This is a genomic window from Lyngbya confervoides BDU141951 (assembly GCF_000817775.3).
Taxonomy (GTDB): Bacteria; Cyanobacteriota; Cyanobacteriia; order Thermosynechococcales; family Thermosynechococcaceae; genus Lyngbya; species Lyngbya confervoides.
On sequence record NZ_JTHE03000121.1, the window covers coordinates 25,816 to 43,209 of the forward strand.

Here is a 17,394-nt window from a genome sequence, read left to right on the forward strand (position 1 = left end):
TTATCTGAGGGGCGGTTCATAAGGAGTAACTATGGCGGTTAACGACACGATTGGAGATATGCTGACACGAATTCGCAATGCGAATATGATGCGGCATCAAACAGTAGAGGTTTCTTCTACCAAGATGACGCGCAGCATTGCGCTCGTTCTGAAGGAAGAAGGCTTTATTGCTAACTTTGAAGAAGCTGGAGAGGGCATTAAGCGAAAGCTAGTGCTGACCCTGAAATATCGCGGAAAAAATCGCCAGCCCATCATCAATACCCTAAAGCGAGTCAGCCGACCAGGACTACGGGTCTACGCCAATCGACGCGAACTGCCCAGGGTACTCGGGGGTATTGGAATTGCCATTATTTCCACATCCAGTGGCATCATGACGGACCGCGAAGCCCGTCGCACGGGTGTGGGTGGTGAAGTGCTGTGCTACGTCTGGTAGGTCTAGTAGAAGGCTTTGGAGGTTGCCTCCAGCCATAATGTCGGTTTGTTCTGGAGTAAATTCATGTCTCGTATCGGTAAACGCCCGATTCCTATTCCCGATAAGGTCACAGTTTCCATTCATGGATCAACGGTTACCGTTAAAGGGCCAAAGGGAGAGCTGTCTCGGACCCTCACGCCTCAAGTGTCCGTGGAGCAGGAAAGTGATCAGCTAGTGGTCAACCGGGTGAACGAATCCAGGGTTGCCCGCCAGCAGCATGGCCTATCACGAACCTTAGTTGCCAACATGGTCGAAGGCGTATCCCAAGGTTTTGAAAAACGTCTTGAAATCCAAGGGGTGGGATACCGTGCCGCCGTTCAAGGGAAAAATTTGACCTTAAACGTCGGGTACAGCAACCCCGTGGTGATTGAGCCGCCCACTGGAATTCAAGTGGCCGTTGAAAATAATACCAATGTCATTGTCAGCGGCATCGACAAGGAAATTGTAGGCAATATTGCCGCAAAGATTCGTGCAGTGCGACCGCCTGAACCCTATAAGGGAAAGGGGATTCGCTACGCTGGTGAATTTGTCCGACGTAAAGTGGGTAAGGCAGGTAAGAAATAATGAAAGCGTCACGTAAAACCTTGACAAATCGGCGGCACCGTCGAATTCGTCAAAAAATCCATGGAACTGCTGATCGGCCGAGACTGTGTGTGTTTCGATCGAACCAGCATATCTACGCTCAGGTGATTGATGACGACAAGCAGCATACCCTTGCTGCCGCATCCACCCTCGATTCTGATCTCAAGCAAGAGATGGCGGGCGGGAATACCTGTGAAGCATCGGCTTGGGTAGGGAAGCGAGTCGCCCAGCGAGCAACTCAGCAAGGAATTCAGCAGGTGGTTTTTGATCGCGGCGGCAACTTGTACCATGGCCGTGTCAAGGCGCTTGCAGATGCCGCAAGGGAAGCTGGCTTAGAGTTTTAACCCCCTAGAATGCCGGGTTCCTGGGCCTGTGCTCACTCCATCAGCATATAAATTTAGGTAATCAGCGATATGGCAAATCGTCGTAAAAGTAACCGTAGTCGGGAAAAAGATACGAATTGGCAGGAACGAGTCGTTCAGATTCGCCGCGTTTCCAAGGTGGTTAAGGGAGGTAAAAAGCTTAGCTTCCGGGCCATCGTCGTAGTGGGGAACGAACGTGGCCAAGTGGGTGTGGGCGTGGGCAAAGCCAGTGACGTCATCGGAGCCGTTCGCAAGGGGGTGGCAGATGGGAAGAAGCAGCTGGTGGATGTTCCCTTGACAAAGGCAAATTCCATTCCCCATCCCTCCACAGGATTTGGGGGGGCCGCCAAGGTGATGCTGCGTCCGGCTGCGCCCGGTACAGGCGTCATTGCGGGGGGCGCTGTGCGCACGGTTTTAGAACTGGCGGGCGTCCGCAATGCCTTAGCCAAACAGCTCGGGTCCGACAATCCCTTGAATAACGCAAGGGCTGCCATCGATGCCCTTGACTCCCTGCGCACCTTTGCCGAGGTTGCAGAGGAGCGTGGGATTGCGATTGAAAAACTATACGGTTAGAGGTTGACAAGGTGAGATTAGAAGACGCAATTCCCCAAAAAGGATCTAAGCATCGCCGCCGTCGCGTGGGTCGAGGCATTGCCGCGGGCCAAGGGGCCAGTTGTGGGTTTGGGATGAGAGGCCAAAAGTCTCGATCGGGGCGCCCTACCCGTCCTGGCTTCGAGGGGGGGCAAAATCCTCTCTACCGTCGGTTGCCTAAACTGAAGCATTTTCCCCTGGTCAATCCTAAAGCGTTTACAGTGGTAAATGTAGAAAAGCTGAACAGTTTGCCTAAAAATACAGAGGTTACGCTGGACTCCTTAATGGAGGCCGGAATTGTCACCGCCAATGATGGTCCGCTCAAAATTTTGGGTAATGGTGAATTAACAGTAGCCCTGACCGTTAAGGCGGCTGCAGCCTCGAAGTCTGCGATCGCCAAGATCGAAGCAGCGGGTGGCAGTTTTGAAGTGCTTTAGGGTTTGCGCTCTAGGGTTTCAACCTGTCTCCCGCGTCATCATTTCACGTTGAGTAGGGCTTGAACACGATGGTTGTAAGTCGAGGAAAAGCGCCGAGCGCGCAGGAAACATTTGCGCAAATGGCGCAAGCGGCAGGATTGCGAGGCCGAATTTTTATCACCATTGGCCTTTTAATCCTGGTGCGGTTCGGCATCTATCTACCTGTACCTGGGATTAATCGGGAAGCGTTCGCCACGGTTATTGCAGATAACCAGGTCTTTGGTTTTCTTGACTTCCTGTCTGGGCGTGGCTTTTCAGCCCTTGGCATCTTTGCCCTGGGAATTTTGCCCTTTATCAACGCCTCAATTATTATGCAGCTGCTAACGGCGGCGTTGCCCTCCCTAGAGCGGCTGCAGAAAGATGAAGGAGAGGCCGGACGACGCAAAATTGCCCAAATCACCCGCTATGTTGCCTTAGGCTGGGCTATTCTCCAAAGTACAGGCTTTGCTCTATTTGTGAATTCGGCACCGGGTGTGGCTGATAACCCCGGCCCATTTTTTATCGTGCAGATGGTGGTAGCCCTAACTGCGGGCGCCATGTTTGTCACGTGGGTTGGGGAAATCATTACGGAACGGGGCGTTGGAAATGGGGCATCCCTGCTGATTTTTCTGGGGATTGTTTCAGTTTTACCGCGTTCCATCACTCAAACCATTGATTTTGCCCAGGGCGGTGGGAGTATTGGCAGCGTGATCATCCTCCTGGCCGTTTTCCTGGTGATGATTGTGGGCATTGTGTTTGTGCAAGAGGGCACCCGGCGCATTCCCATTGTCTATGCCAAGCGTCAGGTGGGCAGACGCATGTATCGGGAGCAAACGAGTTATCTGCCGCTGCGTCTCAATCAGGGCGGTGTGATGCCCATTATCTTTGCCTCCTCCGTGCTGATCTTGCCCTTGACCATTGGCGCAAACTTTCAAAATCCCACGGTTCAAAGGATTACCAACTACCTGTCTCCCAATGGGCCAACACCCTGGGTATATGCAGCTTTTTATCTATCGATGATTGTCTTCTTCAGCTATTTCTATGCGTCCTTAATCATCAATCCGGTGGATCTATCGCAAAACCTGAAGAAAATGGGCGCCAGTATTCCTGGAATCCGTCCGGGGAAAGCCACCTCTCAGTATATTGAGCGGGTTCTGAATCGACTGACGCTGCTGGGAGCGGTTTTTCTAGGGGCTGTGGCTATTGTTCCCACGGTCGTAGAGAATGCCACGCGAGTCACCACTTTTCAAGGCTTAGGAGCGACTTCGTTACTCATTTTGGTGGGGGTGGCCATTGATACGGCCAAGCAGATTCAAACCTATGTGATTTCGCAGCGCTACGAAGGCATGGTCAAACAGGACTGAAGATTGATCGGGAGAGTCATCACCAGGAGAAGGAGGACGGCATGGCGCGTCTAATTTTATTTGGGCCCCCAGGGGCAGGCAAAGGAACGCAGGCGACCTCCTTGTCGCAATTGCTGGCAATTCCCCATATTTCCACAGGCGATATTTTTCGGGCCGCCATTGCCAACCAATCTCCCCTTGGAATTCAGGCTCAATCCTATATGGATCGAGGAGAACTGGTACCCGATGAAGTGGTCATCGGCATGATCCGAGAGCGTCTGGCTGAGCCTGATACCCAGGCAGGATGGTTGCTTGATGGATTTCCCCGCACCCTTGCCCAGGCCGACGCCCTGGATCGACTGTTGGCGGAGTTGAACCAAGGGTTTGACTCTGTGGTGAGCCTAATCGTTCCAGAAGATGCCTTGGTGACTCGCATGTTAGGCCGGGGCCGCAAGGACGACACCGAAGAGGTAATTCGGCGTCGCCTGCAGGTGTACCAAGAGCAAACAGCCCCCCTCATCGACTATTACGCTAAGCGCCGCTGCCTTAGGGAAGTGGATGGCCTAGGGGAGGTCAGTGCCGTAACGGACCGAATTGTTGCTCAAAGTCTACAACCACAAGTAAAGGAGACCTAACGATTGGCTAAGGAAGATGCAATTGAGATGGAAGGGACAGTCACTGAATCCCTCCCCAACGCGATGTTTCGAGTAGATCTAGACAATGGTTTCAATGTGTTAGCCCACATTTCCGGGAAGATTCGCCGAAACTACATCAAAATTCTGCCCGGCGATCGCGTCAAAGTGGAACTCACTCCCTACGACCTGACGAAGGGTAGAATCACCTACCGTCTCAGAAAGAAATGATGCGAAGTCGTCATTTGTGATACAATCTTACATTTGGAGTCTTAAGTAATAAAAATGAAGGTTCGTTCTTCAGTTCGCAGAATGTGTGACAAGTGTCGCGTCATTCGCCGTCGTGGGCGAGTGATGGTCATCTGTTCGAATCCCAAGCATAAGCAACGGCAGGGATAGAAACGAGCAAAGTTTTAGTGGCGATACATTCAGGAAAAGGGAGATAAGGTTGTGGCGCGCATTGCCGGGGTTGATTTACCTCGTGACAAACGAGTAGAAATCGCATTGACATACATCTATGGAATTGGTTTGAGCCGTTCCCAGGAAATTTTAGAAAAAGCCGGCGTTAATGCCGATATTCGAGTTAAGGATCTGTCCGATTCTGATGTGGCGTCCCTGCGGACTGCGGTAGACACCTATCAAGTTGAGGGAGACCTGCGTCGCTGGGAAGCGATGAACATCAAGCGGTTGATGGATATTGGTTGTTACCGAGGACGACGTCATCGTCTTGGTTTGCCCGTGCGCGGTCAGCGAACCCGTACCAACTCTCGGACGCGCCGCAGCGGAAAGCGCACCGTCGCTGGCAAGAAGAAGCCACCGAAGAAGTAGGCCTTTCCCTTCTCGTTCATCACAGTCGATTTATTTGATATTCAGGTATGGCTCAACAATCATCGAAACGGTCTAGCGGTCGTAAGCAAAAGCGGAATGTGCCCAGCGGCGTAGCCCACATTCAGTCGACCTTCAACAACACCATCGTGACGATTTCCGACACTAAGGGAGAAGTCATTTCTTGGGCTTCTGCTGGCTCTAGTGGCTTTAAGGGCGCAAAAAAAGGAACGCCCTTTGCGGCACAAACAGCGTCTGAAAGTGCTGCGCGTCGCGCCATTGACCAAGGCATGCGTCAAATTGAGGTGATGGTCAGTGGTCCGGGAGCGGGACGGGAGACCGCGATTCGAGCACTTCAGGGAGCTGGCTTAGAAATCACCTTGATTCGCGACGTGACCCCGATTCCTCACAATGGGTGCCGTCCACCCAAGCGCCGACGTGTTTAGGACAACATCATCTTAGGACAACATCATCTTCAGAAATTGGCGAGGACATGCTCGTTTGTATTTCTGGTGATGTTTAAGGTCACCACGTAATAGAGGCTATCGACTAGGGAGGACTGTAGTGGGGCAATTTCAGGTTGAATGTGTTGAGTCCGTTGTTGACAGTGATTTCAGTCAGTACGGAAAGTTTATTTTTGAGCCGTTAGACCGAGGCCAGGGCATTACCGTTGGCAATGCTTTGCGGCGTGTGCTGCTGGCGAATCTTAAGGGTGCGGCGATTACATCGGTGCGAATTGCCGGGGTGACCCACGAGTTTGCCACCATTCCGGGGGTTCGTGAAGATGTGCTGGACATTTTGCTGAACCTCAAGCAGCTGGTCCTTCGCAGTCACAGTCCGGAGCCTCAAATTGGTCGCTTGATCATGCGCGGACCCGCAACGGTCAAGTCCGGGAACTTCGAGCTTCCCCCTGATATTGAGGTCATTAACCCTGAACAGTACGTTGCCACGCTCTCCGATGAGGCGACCCTGGAGATGGAAATCAAAATTGAACAGGGAAGAGGGTATCAGCCCGTAGAGAAGAATCGAGATGAGTCATCGGCGCTTGATTTCATGCAAGTGGATGCCGTTTACATGCCGGTCAAGAAGGTCAACTACGCCGTTGAAGATACGCGGGTTGGCGGCAACCTTGAAAAGGATAAGCTGACTCTAGACGTTTGGACCGATGGTAGCTTAACGCCGCAGGAAGCCCTGGGACAGGCCGCAACAATTTTGGTAGACCTGTTTAATCCCTTGAAAGATGTCACCTTTACCCCGGTCGAGGATCAAGAACTTGAGGAGGAGGATGAGAGCAATCAAATCCCCATTGAGGGTCTGAATCTATCGGTCCGGGCCTACAACTGCCTGAAGCGGGCTCAAATTAACAGCGTTGCTGACCTGTTGGAATATACCCAGGAAGATTTGCTCGAAATTAAAAACTTTGGTGCAAAGTCTGCTGAAGAGGTGATTCAGGCACTCAAGGATAACTTGGGAATTACCATGCCCACCGAGAAGTCTAAGAAGGCGTAGCGCCCTCTGACTTGCGTTGATATCCATTTGTTGAGTTTGTTACTTTGAGAGAAAAACCATGCGTCATCGTTGCCGTGTCCCCCAATTAGGAAAGCCTGCTGACCAGCGCAAGGCCCTTCTGCGATCGCTGACCACTGAACTGATCCGTCACGGTCGGGTGACAACGACCAAGGCTAGGGCTAAGGCGGTTCGCTCTGAAGTCGAGCACATGATTACCCTGGCCAAGGACGGGTCCTTAGCGGCCCGTCGCCGGGCTCTGGGCTATATGTATGATAAACAGCTGGTCCATGCCCTGTTTGCCCAGGCTCAGGATCGCTATGGCGATCGCCAGGGGGGCTATACTCGCATTATCCGTACGATCCGGCGGCGCGGGGATAATTCAGAAATGGCCATTATCGAGCTGGCCTAGATTTTACTGAGCCGTAGGTGTGATGTCCGCTGTTTCCTCCAATCTCTCAACAAGAGTTGCCCTCGTGATTCAATACGTGGGCACTCATTTTCATGGCTGGCAGCGGCAGCCCCAACAGCGGACAGTGCAGGAATCCCTCGAAAATGCGATTTTAGCAGTGGTGGATCATCCGGTGACCGTCTGTGGGGCGGGGCGAACCGATGCGGGCGTTCACGCTGCAGCCCAGGTGGCTCACTTTGATACGACAGCTCCCATTCCGGCCAGTCGCTGGGCCAGTGTCCTCAATGCCCGGCTTCCCGATGATATCTTGGTGCGCGGTTCAGCCCAGGTATCCCAAAGCTGGAATGCTCAGTATTCGGCCAGTTGGCGGCGCTACCGCTACACCCTTTACACCGATGCCCGGCCCAATTTGTTTCTACGTCCCTTTGTGTGGCATTACTACTATGAGCCTTTAGATATTGCCCAGATGCAAGCCGCCCTGAATCCCTTATTGGGGCGCCATCATTTGTCGGCGTTTCATCGGGCTGGTTCTCAGCGTCGCCATTCCTGGGTGGAGGTGCAGGAGGTGTTCTGCGATCGCCTTCGTTTGGGGTCCTCTCACATCTCTGAATCTTTGATTCAGGTGGAGGTACAAGCTAAGGGATTTTTGTACGGCATGATGCGGCTGCTGATGGGGCTCTTGGTTCAAGTGGGCCGAGGCTTGCTTTCACCCGATGGGTTTACTGAGCTTTGGAAAAACGAGCGGCGTGATCAAGTGAAGTATTCCGCCCCTGCAAAGGGGCTGTGCCTGCTGCGGGTGGGCTATGCAGATTTCCCGTTCAAGCCAGAGGTCTGGTTTGACACCTTTCCGAGGCTGGTGCTTACCCCACCGCCCTCCGACTTGACCCAGGTTAGTCCCATGGCGTCGCCATCCTGACCTATTCTCCTTTGCCTTCTTTATTCCTCTTGATGTGAAACACCATGGAAAAGACCTATCTTCCTCAGAAAGACTCCCTCGAGCAAAAGTGGTACGTGATTGATGCCCAGAACCAGAGATTGGGACGCCTAGCCACCCAAATCGCCATGATTTTACGTGGCAAAAATAAGCCCACCTACACCCCATTTATGGATACTGGTGACTTTGTCATCGTCGTTAATGCCGATAAAGTGGAAGTGACCGGGCGCAAGCGGGAACAAAAGCTATATCGTCGTCACTCTGGCCGTCCGGGTGGGATGAAGGTGGAAACCTTTAGTCAGCTCCAAGCTCGAATTCCGGAGCGGATTGTTGAGACGGCTGTGAAGGGAATGCTTCCGAAAAATGCCCTCGGGCGTCAGCTGTTTACAAAGCTTAAGGTTTACGCCGGGCCAGATCATCCCCATCAAGCTCAGAAACCTGAAGTCCTTACCGTTAACACTATTGCTGGAGAGAAAGCCTAATGCAAGCCACTGATTCCAATCGAGTGAATTACTTTGGTACCGGACGCCGGAAGTCATCGGTTGTCCGAGTGCGATTAGTACCCGGATCAGGACAGATGACCGTCAACGGACAGCCTGGAGAGGAATACCTGCAGTTTAATCCAGCATACTTGGCGATCGCTAAAGCACCTCTGGAGTCCTTGGGGTTAGAGAACGAGTATGACATTATTGCCAACGCACGAGGGGGCGGCTTGACTGGTCAAGCCGATTCGATTCGCCTCGGCGTGGCTAGGGCGCTGTGTCAGCTCGATCCAGAAAACCGCAAGCCCCTTAAGCTAGAGGGTTATCTAACCCGAGACCCTCGCTCTAAAGAGCGCAAGAAGTACGGCCTCAAGAAGGCACGAAAAGCGCCACAATATTCAAAGCGCTAACGCTCTATTTCTGTCCACAATTTTCTATTTTGTAGCCATGGCGAAGTCTGATATTCATCCCGAGTGGTATCCAGAAGCAAAGGTTTATTGCGACGGGGAGGTAGTTATGACCGTTGGGTCCACAAAACCCGAACTTCACGTTGATATTTGGTCTGGGAACCATCCCTTTTACACCGGTACCCAAAAGATTATTGATACCGAAGGTCGAGTTGAGCGCTTCCTGCGCAAGTATGGTATGTCTGCGGAGAGCAAGTAAGTAGCTTCTGCTAGCGCTTCGGGGCGTGCCCATGCCGCGATTTCTTCACCTAGCGGATGTGCATCTTGGGTTTGATAAGTACGGGACGGTCCAAAGGACCCGAGACTTTTATGAAGCCTTCAATGATGCGTTGACTCAGTATGCCGTTCATCCAGCGGTCGACTTTGTGCTGATATCTGGCGATCTGTTTGAGTACCGCCAGGTTTTGCCGTCGGTGCTCAATCAAGCTAAGTTGTGCCTGGGTCGCCTTTCGGAAGCTGGCATTCCTGTCTTTGCCATTGAGGGAAATCACGACTATCGTCCCTACGGAACTCGCACAAGCTGGCTCAGGTATCTGGCCGATTGGGACTATCTCATCCTGCTGGAACCTGACGAAGAGGGAAGACTAGTTCCCTGGTCCGCTGAGACCAAGTCAGGCGGATACTTTGACCTGGACTGCGGGGTCCGGGTGATTGGGTCCCAGTGGTATGGTGCAGCAGCGCCCCTCGCTATCCAAACGTTGGCTCAGCAGATTGATCGTCTACCGCCTGGACCGGAGCATACGGTGATGATGTTTCATCATGGCTTAGAGGGGTACGTGTCACGCTACGCAGGCGCGCTCCGCTATCAGGATTTTTTGCCGCTGCGAGAGGCCGGAATCGACTATTTAGCCTTGGGGCATATCCATCGAGCCTACAGTGTTGAAGATTGGATTTATAATCCTGGGTCCATTGAGGCCAACAGTATTATTGAAAATCAAGAACAAAATCCGCGTGGCGTCTATTGGGTTGAGATCGATCGGAGCGGGGTCACGGCTCAACTCAAGCGGACCTATCGGCAACGACCGATTTATCGATTGAGCTACAGGCTCACGGCCCAGCAAACGCGGACAGAATTTGTCAATGCGGTGAATGCCTTGGTGCAAACTCACGCTGAGCAAGGTAGGACCCAGTCGGCAATTGTAGAGCTAAAAATTACCGGCAATGCCGGATTTGACCGTTTCGAGATTAACCTACGCGAGTGGCAGGGGCAATTACAGCAGTGCACTCAAGCCTTGATTTTTCTGCTCAAGTATGAGGTTACTGCGGTTGAATATGAAACCTACATTGATCAAGCCGATCATTTACCCCCGCGCCTAGAGATTGAGCGGACGATTTTCCAAGATTTTGTGGCGGCCCATGCCCAGTATCGGGATCAAGCTGAGTTTTTCTCCCAGGGACTCATTGATCTAAAGCATCAAATTTTATCCCAAGCTCCGGATGCTGATCTCTATCAGTTCGTAGAAACCCTTCTTCAACCTCAGTCTCCTTCATCTCAAGAAGCCCCCTCGTTAATTTCCCCACCAGAGCCGAGTTCCTAGAGGGTTAGGGCTAAATCCAGGATACGATGCGCCAGGGACAGCTTGCTTTGGGTTGGTATAACCACTGGAGGAAGCTGAGGGGTCATCCAAACGGCGCGATTGCGATCGCTTCCGAATCCTGCCTCTGGCTGATCGATCGGATTGGCCACAATCGCGTCTAAACCCTTTTGCACCAGCTTTTTCGCCGCTGGTGCCACCATATCCCCAGTTTGCGCCGCAAAGCCGATCAGCTTTTGATGGGGCTTTTTTTGCGCAGACAACATCTGTAGGAGATCCGGCACAGCTTCCAGCTCCAGGCGATCGGCGATCGCCACCTTAGGCAGCTTGGTGGGATGGTAGGTTGCAGGCTTAAAATCCGCAACAGCAGCTGCCATCAACAGCCAGTCTGCTTGGGGAAAAAGGCGTTGCAAAGCCTGCTGCATTTCAGCAGCGCTGGTAATGGTGGTCCCTTGAATTGACAATCCAATCGGCACCTCAACCCTAGGGCCGACAACCAACTGGACCGTTGCACCTCGATGCGCTGCAGCCAAGGCAAGGGAGAGGCCCATTTTGCCCGTTGAGGGGTTGCCAATGAAGCGCACCGGGTCTAGATATTCCCGTGTGCCTCCGGCGGTCACCAGAATATGTTTCCCGCTCAAGTCTCGCTTTCCCCCCGAATAGCCTAGGGACTCTAAATAGGCAAAAAGCTGTTGGGGATCCACCATCTTACCGGGTCCGACAGCGTCACAAGCGAGCACGCCAAAGTCTGGACCAATAGAATGGAACCGAGGTTGTTCCAGGAGGCGTCGAAAGTTCTCCTGCACCACAGGCTGCTGCCACATGGTTGTATTCATCGCCGGTGCCAATAACACAGGGGCACTAGAGGCTAAAACCGTGTTGCCCATCAAGCTAGTCGCAAATCCGTGACTGAGTTCTGCCAGGGTGTTTGCTGTGAGTGGCGCAATTAACAAGGTTGTGGCCCACTCTCCCAACTCGATATGGAGCGGTCGCGCCTGCGAAGGGGACCACAAGTCAGCTTCCAGATAAACAGGAGATCGACAAAGAGTAGACAGGGTCAGCGGCGTGACAAACTTAGCCCCTTGGGGGGACAAGATAGCTCGCACCGCCTCCCCAGTCTTCGCCAGAGCTGAAATCAGGGAGCAAACCTTATAGGCGGCAATACCGCCGCCAATTCCAATTAAAACGTTGTTCAACAGAGTGCGAATCCCAACGAAGGTGTTTAGAAGATCGCTCTAAACCTTTAACATGCCTAGGACTCGTCAAAGGCCTCTAGATCTAGCAGGTAAACATAGGGATCGACGAGTTCTGGCCGTTGAAACGCTAGGGCACGGAGCAAATGCCAATCCTCTAGCGCTGCAAAGGGCGTCTCATAGTCATCGTTTTCAAGTCGTTGAGCGAGGCGATTTACCTCTTCTTCCGTGAAACGTTCAAAGTTCACTGCTTCGGGGTTACCCATAACGCACCGCTCCTCTCCAGGCTGGCTGCTTTAAACCTGGGTCCACTGCAGTCGTTCACTGTACGTCCACAAGGCAAGCCCAGATCCTGAGATCAGTCTAACCTAAATTCTTCCACCCCAAGCTCACTGCCTAGGACGCCCGGTCTGAACGATTTTCTGAACGATTAAACAAGGTATCTAGGTAGACCCGGGCGGCCCGGCGATCGCTTCCGTTGTTTTGCATCAGAAACAGCGAGAGCGCCGCGACGAACACCCGATCCTGATCCCAGTCAGGATGGTCGACTAGGTAACTCTTCAGCGTTTCATGAAGCTCCTCTGGAATTTCGGCAACAATGCTGACGGCAGAGTTCATGAGCATTCGTAAACGACCCTAATGTATGGTTGGACACCCCGAACAGTTAGCACCCTTTCAGCCACCAACTTTGCTCGGGTCGCCCCATTGTCGGGGATCGATGGGGAGGGTTGTCAATGCTCTACGCCGGTAAAAAACCGGCAAAATTTCACTCCTGTCCAACGGAGTTTCAAGCAATTTCTCGAATTTTTGTGATGAAAATTAATATTAAGGCCAGATGCGGGCCTCTTGGCCTCGTAATCCCCAGGAATCAAGCGAGCCCCCACTTCACCGTAAAAGGCTGTGGAAAACGGCCGCCAAACTGTGGAAAACTTCCCCTGCCCTGTGGAAAACCTGTGGAAAACCTGTGGAAAACGGGGGCGAATCCGGCACCGCCTGACTGACTGATAAAAATATTTTATGGATTGAACCAGACCCCAAATTTTCTGCAGGGGACTTTGAATCGAACCTTGGAGAAGGCCCCTCGCTAAAGCCTTCCACTAGAGAATCCCCTTCGGATGAGAGTCCTTCACGCTTGTAAATTAAGTTTTATGAGATTTCGAGGGGCTGAGGAAGGGGGTTTGCTAGGCTCAAATTACCTTGATTTTTGCTGCTCCAGACGTTGCTATTCCGATGATTTGGCATCTGTGGGCGTAGCGAGTTGGCATTGAGGGTTGAATCAAAAGAGATAAAACAGAAGATATGATGTCCCATCCCATTTATCAGTATTTAAATCGCTGGTGCCAAGACCATGGATGGACCGACTTGTTTGTAGAGCGCTATCAGTTTTGGGCCTTCCCCCCTGGGAGTGTCATGCCGCTTCCGCTCCCAGCCCAGGCTATTGAATCTTTTTACCTGCAGCAGCGCTTGAGCGGCAAGCGTCAGATCTGCCTGGGGCTGGCGCTGGTGGCCACTGCCTTGGCCGGGGTTCTCACGACGCTTTCCCATTCGCCAATGCCCCTAATTGCCGCCTTTGCATGCGCTGCAATCGCGGTGGGTCTGTTAGACGATGCCTAGCAGTCAGGCCCCGCTCACCGGGTGAGCGGGAGGATCGTACGTCTGGCAGAGGACAACTCAGGCAAAACTCGCAAGGCAAAACTCACAGAGCAAAAAAAAGCCCCCTGCACAGGGGACTCCCAAGGAAGTTAATGGCCTTTCATAGTAACGAATCTTGGCAACAGTCTTGGCAACAGAGCATCTCATGAGAGGGATTGGATAGGCCCTTAATAGGCGTCCTGTAACTCATAAAAGTCTGGGCTGATGTAGTCCTTCCGCAGGGGCCAGCCCACCCAATCCTCCGGCATCAAGATACGAGTTAAGTTAGGGTGTCCTTCATAGACGATTCCATACATGTCATAAGTCTCTCGCTCCTGCCAATCAGCCGTCTTCCAGATCCAGTAGGCGGACGGCATGCGCGGATCTTCGCGGGGTAAAAATACCTTAAGACGCACTTCCTCGGGCTGCTGAGTACCCTCCGCAACTTTAATAAGGTGATAAACACTGACCAGATCTTGTCCTGGACCTTGATCGTATCCGGCTTGGCACTGCAAGTAGTTAAACCCCTGACGGTAGATCGCCTGAGCCACGCTTATAAAATGCGCTCTTTCCACGCGAATTTGCTCGACTCCGAGGTGATCCACTGCCTCTGAGGTATGTACCAAACCCTCCTGCGATAAAATTTGGCTCACCGGACCTGCAGTAACAAGGGCATTTTCCTCAGACTCCGCCGATCCGGATTGGGGCTGAGATGATGGTGACTCACTCATGATTTCTCTCTAGTAGACAGCTAGGACCACTCCAGTGCGCCTTTACGCCAGGCATACACCAACCCCACAATCAGGATGGCGATAAAAATTAAGGCCTCGATGAAGGCAAGAACCCCCAATTTATGGAATGCAACTGCCCAGGGATAAAGGAACACTGTCTCAACGTCAAAAATGACGAAGACCAAAGCAAACATATAATAGCGAATATTGAACTGGATCCATGCCCCCCCCACTGGTTCCATGCCAGACTCGTAGGTGGTGAGTCGTTCTGGTCCTCTTGTGCTGGGGCGAAGCAGCTTAGATGCGCTCAAGGCTAGGCCAGGAACGAGGGCACAGACCATTAAAAAGCCCAAGAGATATTCGTAACCGCTGAGAACAAACACGTTTTCTTTTGCCTAATTTTGAAACATCGCGGACATCTACTTTTCAGCCTTAAAGAGGGCTTCCCACGCATCCAACCCAGCCAGACAAGCCTCAGGGGGGCTAGAGCAATTCAGGAGTTAACTTCCAGGCTTGTGAGCTTGTAGTTGACCGGTGCAAGTCCGGGACCCCACTTCTATTCCCCCACTATACCGAAGCGCCAGATTAATCATCTGGAGCGACCTTAAGAAGTAAGTATCCCAACCCGAGGCCAACCATGACCAACGCCGGAATAATAATTGCCGTGGTAATAATTTCACTGCCCATTGTTTAGAAACCTGCCTTTAAGCCCAGTTTAAAAAATAATTGATCCTCCTAACTTGATTACTGGTTCTTGGGGCGCTCTGTCAAGCAGAATCAAACGGTTTGAGCGCTCAATGGCCCCGAGGTCTTGCCGGAGATGCTGAAGGCCGAGATCCGAGTGTCAACTCTCCATCGAGATGGTGTGGGACTATGTCATAATAGTTTACAAAGTTTTAAACTTACGGTAGCAATCGTCATGTCAGCCGAAGTTGATGTTTCCTCTCCCCTCGATCGATACGAATGTCGTGTTTGTGGTTACCAGTACGAACCCACAAAGGGGGACAATCGCAGTCAAATCCCTGGAGGGACAGCCTTTAAAGACTTACCGGAAGATTGGCTGTGCCCCGTGTGTGGGGCTGCGCCTTCAAAGTTTAAAAATGTAGGGCCAGCAGGTAAGCCCTCGGGATTTGAAGAAAATTTGCGCTATGGCATTGGCGTAAATACCTTGACGCCGGGCCAGAAGAACATTTTGATATTCAGTGTCCTTGGGGCTTTGGTTCTTCTATTGCTGAGTTTTTATGGGTTTAGCTAAGTTTTATGATCAGCTCCTTTCAAAAGTTTGTCCGCTTTGCCTTAGTCACCCTCGCGGTTCTTGCTTTTTGTACTGCATGCTCCGCTCTGCCCTCCCTTGAGTCGAGCCCCTGGGTGCCGGTGGCATTAGAAACGGACGCCACAATTCAGGACCTTAGTTTTATTGACCACAACCACGGCTGGTTGGTGGGCAACCATTCCACCCTGATGGAAACTCAGGACGGAGGACAAACATGGTCCTTGAGAACCCTGGAGACCGATGGACCGGAGTATCGATTCAACGCCATTAGTTTTTCTGGTAATGAAGGTTGGGCTGTTGGGGAGCCCTCCATACTGCTCCATACGGAGGACGGAGGTCAGAACTGGAATCGGATTTCTCTGAGTTCTAGATTGCCGGGGAACCCAGTCAAAGTGGTTGCAGTCGGTCCGCAGTCCGCGGAAATGGTGACTGATGTGGGGGCTATTTACAGCACTCAAGATGCTGGACAGAACTGGACTGCATTGGTGAAGGAAGCCTTTGGAGTAACACGCAACGTCAATCGCTCGGTCGACGGTCAATACGTTGCCGTCTCATCGAGGGGAAGCTTTTACTCGATTTGGCGCCCTGGTCAGGACTCCTGGGAGCCTCACAACCGCAATAGTTCAAAGCGCGTCCAGAACATGGGTTTCGCCCCCGATGGCAAGATGTGGATGCTCAACCGAGGTGGACTGATTCAGTTTTTAGACAATTCCACCAGTGATGACTGGAGTAATCCTGAAAATCCAGCCCCGGCCAGCGGGATTGGTCTGTTGGATATTGGATATCGTACCCCGAACGAGCTTTGGGTCAGCGGCGGATCAGGGCGCCTGCTCTGTAGCAAGGATGGAGGGGAAAGCTGGAGCGTAGATCCGTCTGTGGAGAACGTTCCCTCGAATCTCTATCGGGTTCTATTCTTTGATCAAGATTTGGGGTTTATCACCGGTCAGGATGGTACCTTGCTGCGATATGTTGAACAAGCCTAGAAGCGCTGGTCAGCTTGTGCAGAGATCCCCTGGTTTCGTATGATGAGGAAAAGCGCCTCGTTTAAGAATTGCGTCTAGAGCATCCATTTGACTCTATATTTAATTTAACTGTGTTGATTAGGAGGGCATAACATTGGCAGGTTCTACCGGCGAACGTCCATTTTCAGACATTATTACAAGCGTCAGATACTGGGTGATCCACAGCATCACTATCCCCGCACTATTTATTGCAGGGTGGTTATTCGTAAGTACAGGTCTTGCCTACGATGCCTTTGGGACACCTCGACCTGATGAGTACTTTAGTCAAGCTCAGCAGTCTGCTCCCATTGTGTCGGACCGATATGAAGGAACTGAGCAAATCACCGATTTTGTAAAAGGACTTCAGTAACAACCATGACAAGTACCCCGAATCAACCGATTTCCTACCCGATTTTCACGGTTCGCTGGCTGGCGGTTCACACGTTAGCCGTTCCCTCTGTGTTTTTCCTAGGGGCCATTACTGCGATGCAGTTTATTCATCGGTAGGAGCGTTTTGATGGAACCAAATCCGAATAAGCAGCCAGTCGAATTAAATCGCACGTCCCTCTATTTGGGACTGCTACTCGTGTTCGTGTTGGCGCTACTATTTTCTAGCTATTTCTTCAACTAATTGAACTTCAACTCATTGAATCAGGAGGATAAGTCTGTGTCTGAAGGAGGAAAAATCCCCCTCTGGTTGGTGGCAACCGTTGCAGGGACCGGAATTCTGGTGGTCCTCGGCGTATTTTTCTATGGATCCTATGCAGGGATCGGAGCGGGAATCTAAGCTGCTTTAAAGCTGGACAACCAATTAAACCGGAGGAAGCCCAATTTAAATCGAGCTTCCTCCGGTTTTTAATCTTTTGACACTCAACCCATGGAATTTAACAGGAACGGTCACAAATTTTTCTGGCCATCGACCTGGCGGTTGAGGGTTTATTACAATTGTTAATGAAGGGACGAATC

Annotated in this window: 31 protein-coding genes; 25 read left to right on the forward strand and 6 right to left on the reverse strand. The window is 51.9% G+C overall.

From position 1 onward, the window contains the following. Positions 1-31 precede the first annotated feature (31 nt). From rpsH to QQ91_RS21185, 18 genes are all read left to right on the forward strand, one after another. Positions 32-433 (forward strand): 30S ribosomal protein S8, encoded by a 402-nt coding sequence (gene rpsH / locus QQ91_RS21100; protein WP_166278206.1) that lies wholly within the window; start codon positions 32-34, stop codon positions 431-433. Between the two features lie 63 nt (positions 434-496). Further along, positions 497-1,036, forward strand: a complete 540-nt coding sequence (gene rplF, locus QQ91_RS21105; protein WP_166278208.1) for a 50S ribosomal protein L6 — start codon at positions 497-499, stop codon at positions 1,034-1,036. Further along, positions 1,036-1,398 carry a 50S ribosomal protein L18 gene (gene rplR, locus QQ91_RS21110; protein ID WP_166278211.1) on the forward strand — a complete coding sequence of 121 codons (363 nt, stop codon included), beginning with the start codon at positions 1,036-1,038 and terminating at the stop codon, positions 1,396-1,398. The genes rplF and rplR overlap by 1 nt, the downstream gene beginning before the upstream one ends. A gap of 69 nt (positions 1,399-1,467) precedes the next feature. Next, on the forward strand, positions 1,468-1,989 hold the full coding sequence (gene rpsE / locus QQ91_RS21115) for a 30S ribosomal protein S5 (RefSeq protein WP_166278214.1): 522 nt from the start codon (positions 1,468-1,470) through the stop codon (positions 1,987-1,989). Between the two features lie 11 nt (positions 1,990-2,000). Next, the gene (rplO, locus tag QQ91_RS21120; RefSeq protein ID WP_166278217.1) at positions 2,001-2,444 is read left to right on the forward strand and encodes a 50S ribosomal protein L15; all 444 of its coding nucleotides are present in this window, start codon (positions 2,001-2,003) and stop codon (positions 2,442-2,444) included. Positions 2,445-2,512: 68 nt separating this feature from the next. After that, positions 2,513-3,826: a preprotein translocase subunit SecY gene (secY, locus tag QQ91_RS21125; protein ID WP_166278220.1), complete on the forward strand. Its 1,314-nt coding sequence runs from the start codon at positions 2,513-2,515 to the stop codon at positions 3,824-3,826. 41 nt (positions 3,827-3,867) lie between these two features. Next, positions 3,868-4,440: an adenylate kinase gene (locus tag QQ91_RS21130; RefSeq protein WP_166278223.1), complete on the forward strand. Its 573-nt coding sequence runs from the start codon at positions 3,868-3,870 to the stop codon at positions 4,438-4,440. A 3-nt stretch (positions 4,441-4,443) separates the two neighbouring features. After that, positions 4,444-4,668: a translation initiation factor IF-1 gene (gene infA, locus QQ91_RS21135; RefSeq protein ID WP_166278226.1), complete on the forward strand. Its 225-nt coding sequence runs from the start codon at positions 4,444-4,446 to the stop codon at positions 4,666-4,668. Positions 4,669-4,722: 54 nt separating this feature from the next. Beyond that, complete coding sequence (rpmJ, locus tag QQ91_RS21140) at positions 4,723-4,836, forward strand: 50S ribosomal protein L36 (RefSeq protein WP_010480573.1); 114 nt, start codon at positions 4,723-4,725, stop codon at positions 4,834-4,836. Between the two features lie 51 nt (positions 4,837-4,887). Beyond that, positions 4,888-5,265, forward strand: a complete 378-nt coding sequence (rpsM, locus tag QQ91_RS21145) for a 30S ribosomal protein S13 (RefSeq protein WP_166278229.1) — start codon at positions 4,888-4,890, stop codon at positions 5,263-5,265. Positions 5,266-5,312: 47 nt separating this feature from the next. Further along, complete coding sequence (gene rpsK / locus QQ91_RS21150) at positions 5,313-5,708, forward strand: 30S ribosomal protein S11 (RefSeq protein ID WP_166278232.1); 396 nt, start codon at positions 5,313-5,315, stop codon at positions 5,706-5,708. Between the two features lie 118 nt (positions 5,709-5,826). Further along, the gene (locus tag QQ91_RS21155; protein ID WP_166278235.1) at positions 5,827-6,771 is read left to right on the forward strand and encodes a DNA-directed RNA polymerase subunit alpha; all 945 of its coding nucleotides are present in this window, start codon (positions 5,827-5,829) and stop codon (positions 6,769-6,771) included. Between the two features lie 58 nt (positions 6,772-6,829). Further along, entirely contained in the window at positions 6,830-7,180 is a 351-nt protein-coding gene (rplQ, locus tag QQ91_RS21160) for a 50S ribosomal protein L17 (protein WP_166278239.1), read from the forward strand. A 22-nt stretch (positions 7,181-7,202) separates the two neighbouring features. Next, positions 7,203-8,096: a tRNA pseudouridine(38-40) synthase TruA gene (truA, locus tag QQ91_RS21165; RefSeq protein WP_166278242.1), complete on the forward strand. Its 894-nt coding sequence runs from the start codon at positions 7,203-7,205 to the stop codon at positions 8,094-8,096. Positions 8,097-8,140: 44 nt separating this feature from the next. Beyond that, positions 8,141-8,596, forward strand: coding sequence for a 50S ribosomal protein L13 (rplM, locus tag QQ91_RS21170; protein WP_166278245.1), 456 nt, complete (start codon positions 8,141-8,143; stop codon positions 8,594-8,596). Then, positions 8,596-9,006, forward strand: coding sequence for a 30S ribosomal protein S9 (rpsI, locus tag QQ91_RS21175; RefSeq protein ID WP_166278248.1), 411 nt, complete (start codon positions 8,596-8,598; stop codon positions 9,004-9,006). The genes rplM and rpsI overlap by 1 nt, the downstream gene beginning before the upstream one ends. 37 nt (positions 9,007-9,043) lie before the next feature. Continuing rightward, positions 9,044-9,262: a 50S ribosomal protein L31 gene (rpmE, locus tag QQ91_RS21180; protein ID WP_166278251.1), complete on the forward strand. Its 219-nt coding sequence runs from the start codon at positions 9,044-9,046 to the stop codon at positions 9,260-9,262. Between the two features lie 31 nt (positions 9,263-9,293). Further along, positions 9,294-10,601, forward strand: coding sequence for a metallophosphoesterase family protein (locus QQ91_RS21185; RefSeq protein ID WP_166278254.1), 1,308 nt, complete (start codon positions 9,294-9,296; stop codon positions 10,599-10,601). On the opposite strand, the gene coaBC is transcribed toward QQ91_RS21185, so the two are convergent. The 3 genes from coaBC to QQ91_RS21200 form a co-directional block, all read right to left on the reverse strand. Beyond that, the gene (gene coaBC / locus QQ91_RS21190) at positions 10,598-11,794 is read right to left on the reverse strand and encodes a bifunctional phosphopantothenoylcysteine decarboxylase/phosphopantothenate--cysteine ligase CoaBC (protein WP_250833431.1); all 1,197 of its coding nucleotides are present in this window, start codon (positions 11,792-11,794) and stop codon (positions 10,598-10,600) included. The two genes, QQ91_RS21185 and coaBC, sit on opposite strands and share 4 nt — an antisense overlap. 56 nt (positions 11,795-11,850) lie before the next feature. After that, entirely contained in the window at positions 11,851-12,057 is a 207-nt protein-coding gene (gene isiD, locus QQ91_RS21195; protein WP_166278257.1) for a protein IsiD, read from the reverse strand. 130 nt (positions 12,058-12,187) lie between these two features. Further along, a complete protein-coding gene (locus tag QQ91_RS21200; RefSeq protein ID WP_166278260.1) occupies positions 12,188-12,409 on the reverse strand; it encodes a DUF2811 domain-containing protein in 222 nt (73 codons plus the stop codon). A 681-nt stretch (positions 12,410-13,090) separates the two neighbouring features. Here QQ91_RS21200 and QQ91_RS21205 point away from each other — a divergent pair. Beyond that, on the forward strand, positions 13,091-13,405 hold the full coding sequence (locus tag QQ91_RS21205) for a slr1957 family protein (protein ID WP_166278263.1): 315 nt from the start codon (positions 13,091-13,093) through the stop codon (positions 13,403-13,405). 206 nt (positions 13,406-13,611) lie between these two features. Here the strand turns inward: QQ91_RS21205 and QQ91_RS21210 are convergent, their stop codons facing one another. The 3 genes from QQ91_RS21210 to petM form a co-directional block, all read right to left on the reverse strand. Then, complete coding sequence (locus QQ91_RS21210) at positions 13,612-14,154, reverse strand: NAD(P)H-quinone oxidoreductase subunit J (RefSeq protein ID WP_166278266.1); 543 nt, start codon at positions 14,152-14,154, stop codon at positions 13,612-13,614. Positions 14,155-14,174: 20 nt separating this feature from the next. Then, complete coding sequence (locus QQ91_RS21215; RefSeq protein WP_201277241.1) at positions 14,175-14,495, reverse strand: NAD(P)H-quinone oxidoreductase subunit 3; 321 nt, start codon at positions 14,493-14,495, stop codon at positions 14,175-14,177. A gap of 244 nt (positions 14,496-14,739) precedes the next feature. Beyond that, a complete protein-coding gene (gene petM / locus QQ91_RS21880) occupies positions 14,740-14,841 on the reverse strand; it encodes a cytochrome b6-f complex subunit PetM (protein ID WP_166278272.1) in 102 nt (33 codons plus the stop codon). Between the two features lie 232 nt (positions 14,842-15,073). Between petM and QQ91_RS21225 the strand changes: the two genes are divergently transcribed. From QQ91_RS21225 to QQ91_RS21250, 6 genes are all read left to right on the forward strand, one after another. Continuing rightward, on the forward strand, positions 15,074-15,409 hold the full coding sequence (locus QQ91_RS21225; protein WP_166278275.1) for a rubredoxin: 336 nt from the start codon (positions 15,074-15,076) through the stop codon (positions 15,407-15,409). 5 nt (positions 15,410-15,414) lie between these two features. Continuing rightward, entirely contained in the window at positions 15,415-16,410 is a 996-nt protein-coding gene (locus tag QQ91_RS21230) for a photosynthesis system II assembly factor Ycf48 (RefSeq protein WP_166278278.1), read from the forward strand. A gap of 133 nt (positions 16,411-16,543) precedes the next feature. Then, positions 16,544-16,798, forward strand: a complete 255-nt coding sequence (gene psbE, locus QQ91_RS21235; RefSeq protein ID WP_166278281.1) for a cytochrome b559 subunit alpha — start codon at positions 16,544-16,546, stop codon at positions 16,796-16,798. A 5-nt stretch (positions 16,799-16,803) separates the two neighbouring features. Next, on the forward strand, positions 16,804-16,935 hold the full coding sequence (gene psbF / locus QQ91_RS21240; RefSeq protein WP_166278284.1) for a cytochrome b559 subunit beta: 132 nt from the start codon (positions 16,804-16,806) through the stop codon (positions 16,933-16,935). A gap of 10 nt (positions 16,936-16,945) precedes the next feature. Further along, the gene (psbL, locus tag QQ91_RS21245; protein ID WP_166278287.1) at positions 16,946-17,059 is read left to right on the forward strand and encodes a photosystem II reaction center protein PsbL; all 114 of its coding nucleotides are present in this window, start codon (positions 16,946-16,948) and stop codon (positions 17,057-17,059) included. A 36-nt stretch (positions 17,060-17,095) separates the two neighbouring features. Continuing rightward, on the forward strand, positions 17,096-17,215 hold the full coding sequence (locus QQ91_RS21250; RefSeq protein WP_166278290.1) for a photosystem II reaction center protein J: 120 nt from the start codon (positions 17,096-17,098) through the stop codon (positions 17,213-17,215). Positions 17,216-17,394 lie beyond the last annotated feature (179 nt).

Bases quoted from the DNA above. Each gene is read 5' to 3' on its own strand.
- rpsH (WP_166278206.1), top strand. From the start codon at position 32: ATGGCGGTTAACGACACGATTGGAGATATGCTGACACGAATTCGCAAT.
- rplF (WP_166278208.1), top strand. From the start codon at position 497: ATGTCTCGTATCGGTAAACGCCCGATTCCTATTCCCGATAAGGTCACA.
- rplR (WP_166278211.1), top strand. From the start codon at position 1,036: ATGAAAGCGTCACGTAAAACCTTGACAAATCGGCGGCACCGTCGAATT.
- rpsE (WP_166278214.1), top strand. From the start codon at position 1,468: ATGGCAAATCGTCGTAAAAGTAACCGTAGTCGGGAAAAAGATACGAAT.
- secY (WP_166278220.1), top strand. From the start codon at position 2,513: ATGGTTGTAAGTCGAGGAAAAGCGCCGAGCGCGCAGGAAACATTTGCG.
- QQ91_RS21130 (WP_166278223.1), top strand. From the start codon at position 3,868: ATGGCGCGTCTAATTTTATTTGGGCCCCCAGGGGCAGGCAAAGGAACG.
- rpmJ (WP_010480573.1), top strand. From the start codon at position 4,723: ATGAAGGTTCGTTCTTCAGTTCGCAGAATGTGTGACAAGTGTCGCGTC.
- rpsK (WP_166278232.1), top strand. From the start codon at position 5,313: ATGGCTCAACAATCATCGAAACGGTCTAGCGGTCGTAAGCAAAAGCGG.
- rplQ (WP_166278239.1), top strand. From the start codon at position 6,830: ATGCGTCATCGTTGCCGTGTCCCCCAATTAGGAAAGCCTGCTGACCAG.
- truA (WP_166278242.1), top strand. From the start codon at position 7,203: ATGTCCGCTGTTTCCTCCAATCTCTCAACAAGAGTTGCCCTCGTGATT.
- rplM (WP_166278245.1), top strand. From the start codon at position 8,141: ATGGAAAAGACCTATCTTCCTCAGAAAGACTCCCTCGAGCAAAAGTGG.
- rpsI (WP_166278248.1), top strand. From the start codon at position 8,596: ATGCAAGCCACTGATTCCAATCGAGTGAATTACTTTGGTACCGGACGC.
- rpmE (WP_166278251.1), top strand. From the start codon at position 9,044: ATGGCGAAGTCTGATATTCATCCCGAGTGGTATCCAGAAGCAAAGGTT.
- QQ91_RS21185 (WP_166278254.1), top strand. From the start codon at position 9,294: ATGCCGCGATTTCTTCACCTAGCGGATGTGCATCTTGGGTTTGATAAG.
- isiD (WP_166278257.1), bottom strand. From the start codon at position 12,057: ATGGGTAACCCCGAAGCAGTGAACTTTGAACGTTTCACGGAAGAAGAG.
- QQ91_RS21200 (WP_166278260.1), bottom strand. From the start codon at position 12,409: ATGAACTCTGCCGTCAGCATTGTTGCCGAAATTCCAGAGGAGCTTCAT.
- QQ91_RS21205 (WP_166278263.1), top strand. From the start codon at position 13,091: ATGATGTCCCATCCCATTTATCAGTATTTAAATCGCTGGTGCCAAGAC.
- QQ91_RS21210 (WP_166278266.1), bottom strand. From the start codon at position 14,154: ATGAGTGAGTCACCATCATCTCAGCCCCAATCCGGATCGGCGGAGTCT.
- QQ91_RS21215 (WP_201277241.1), bottom strand. From the start codon at position 14,495: ATGGTCTGTGCCCTCGTTCCTGGCCTAGCCTTGAGCGCATCTAAGCTG.
- petM (WP_166278272.1), bottom strand. From the start codon at position 14,841: ATGGGCAGTGAAATTATTACCACGGCAATTATTATTCCGGCGTTGGTC.
- QQ91_RS21225 (WP_166278275.1), top strand. From the start codon at position 15,074: ATGTCAGCCGAAGTTGATGTTTCCTCTCCCCTCGATCGATACGAATGT.
- QQ91_RS21230 (WP_166278278.1), top strand. From the start codon at position 15,415: ATGATCAGCTCCTTTCAAAAGTTTGTCCGCTTTGCCTTAGTCACCCTC.
- psbF (WP_166278284.1), top strand. From the start codon at position 16,804: ATGACAAGTACCCCGAATCAACCGATTTCCTACCCGATTTTCACGGTT.
- psbL (WP_166278287.1), top strand. From the start codon at position 16,946: ATGGAACCAAATCCGAATAAGCAGCCAGTCGAATTAAATCGCACGTCC.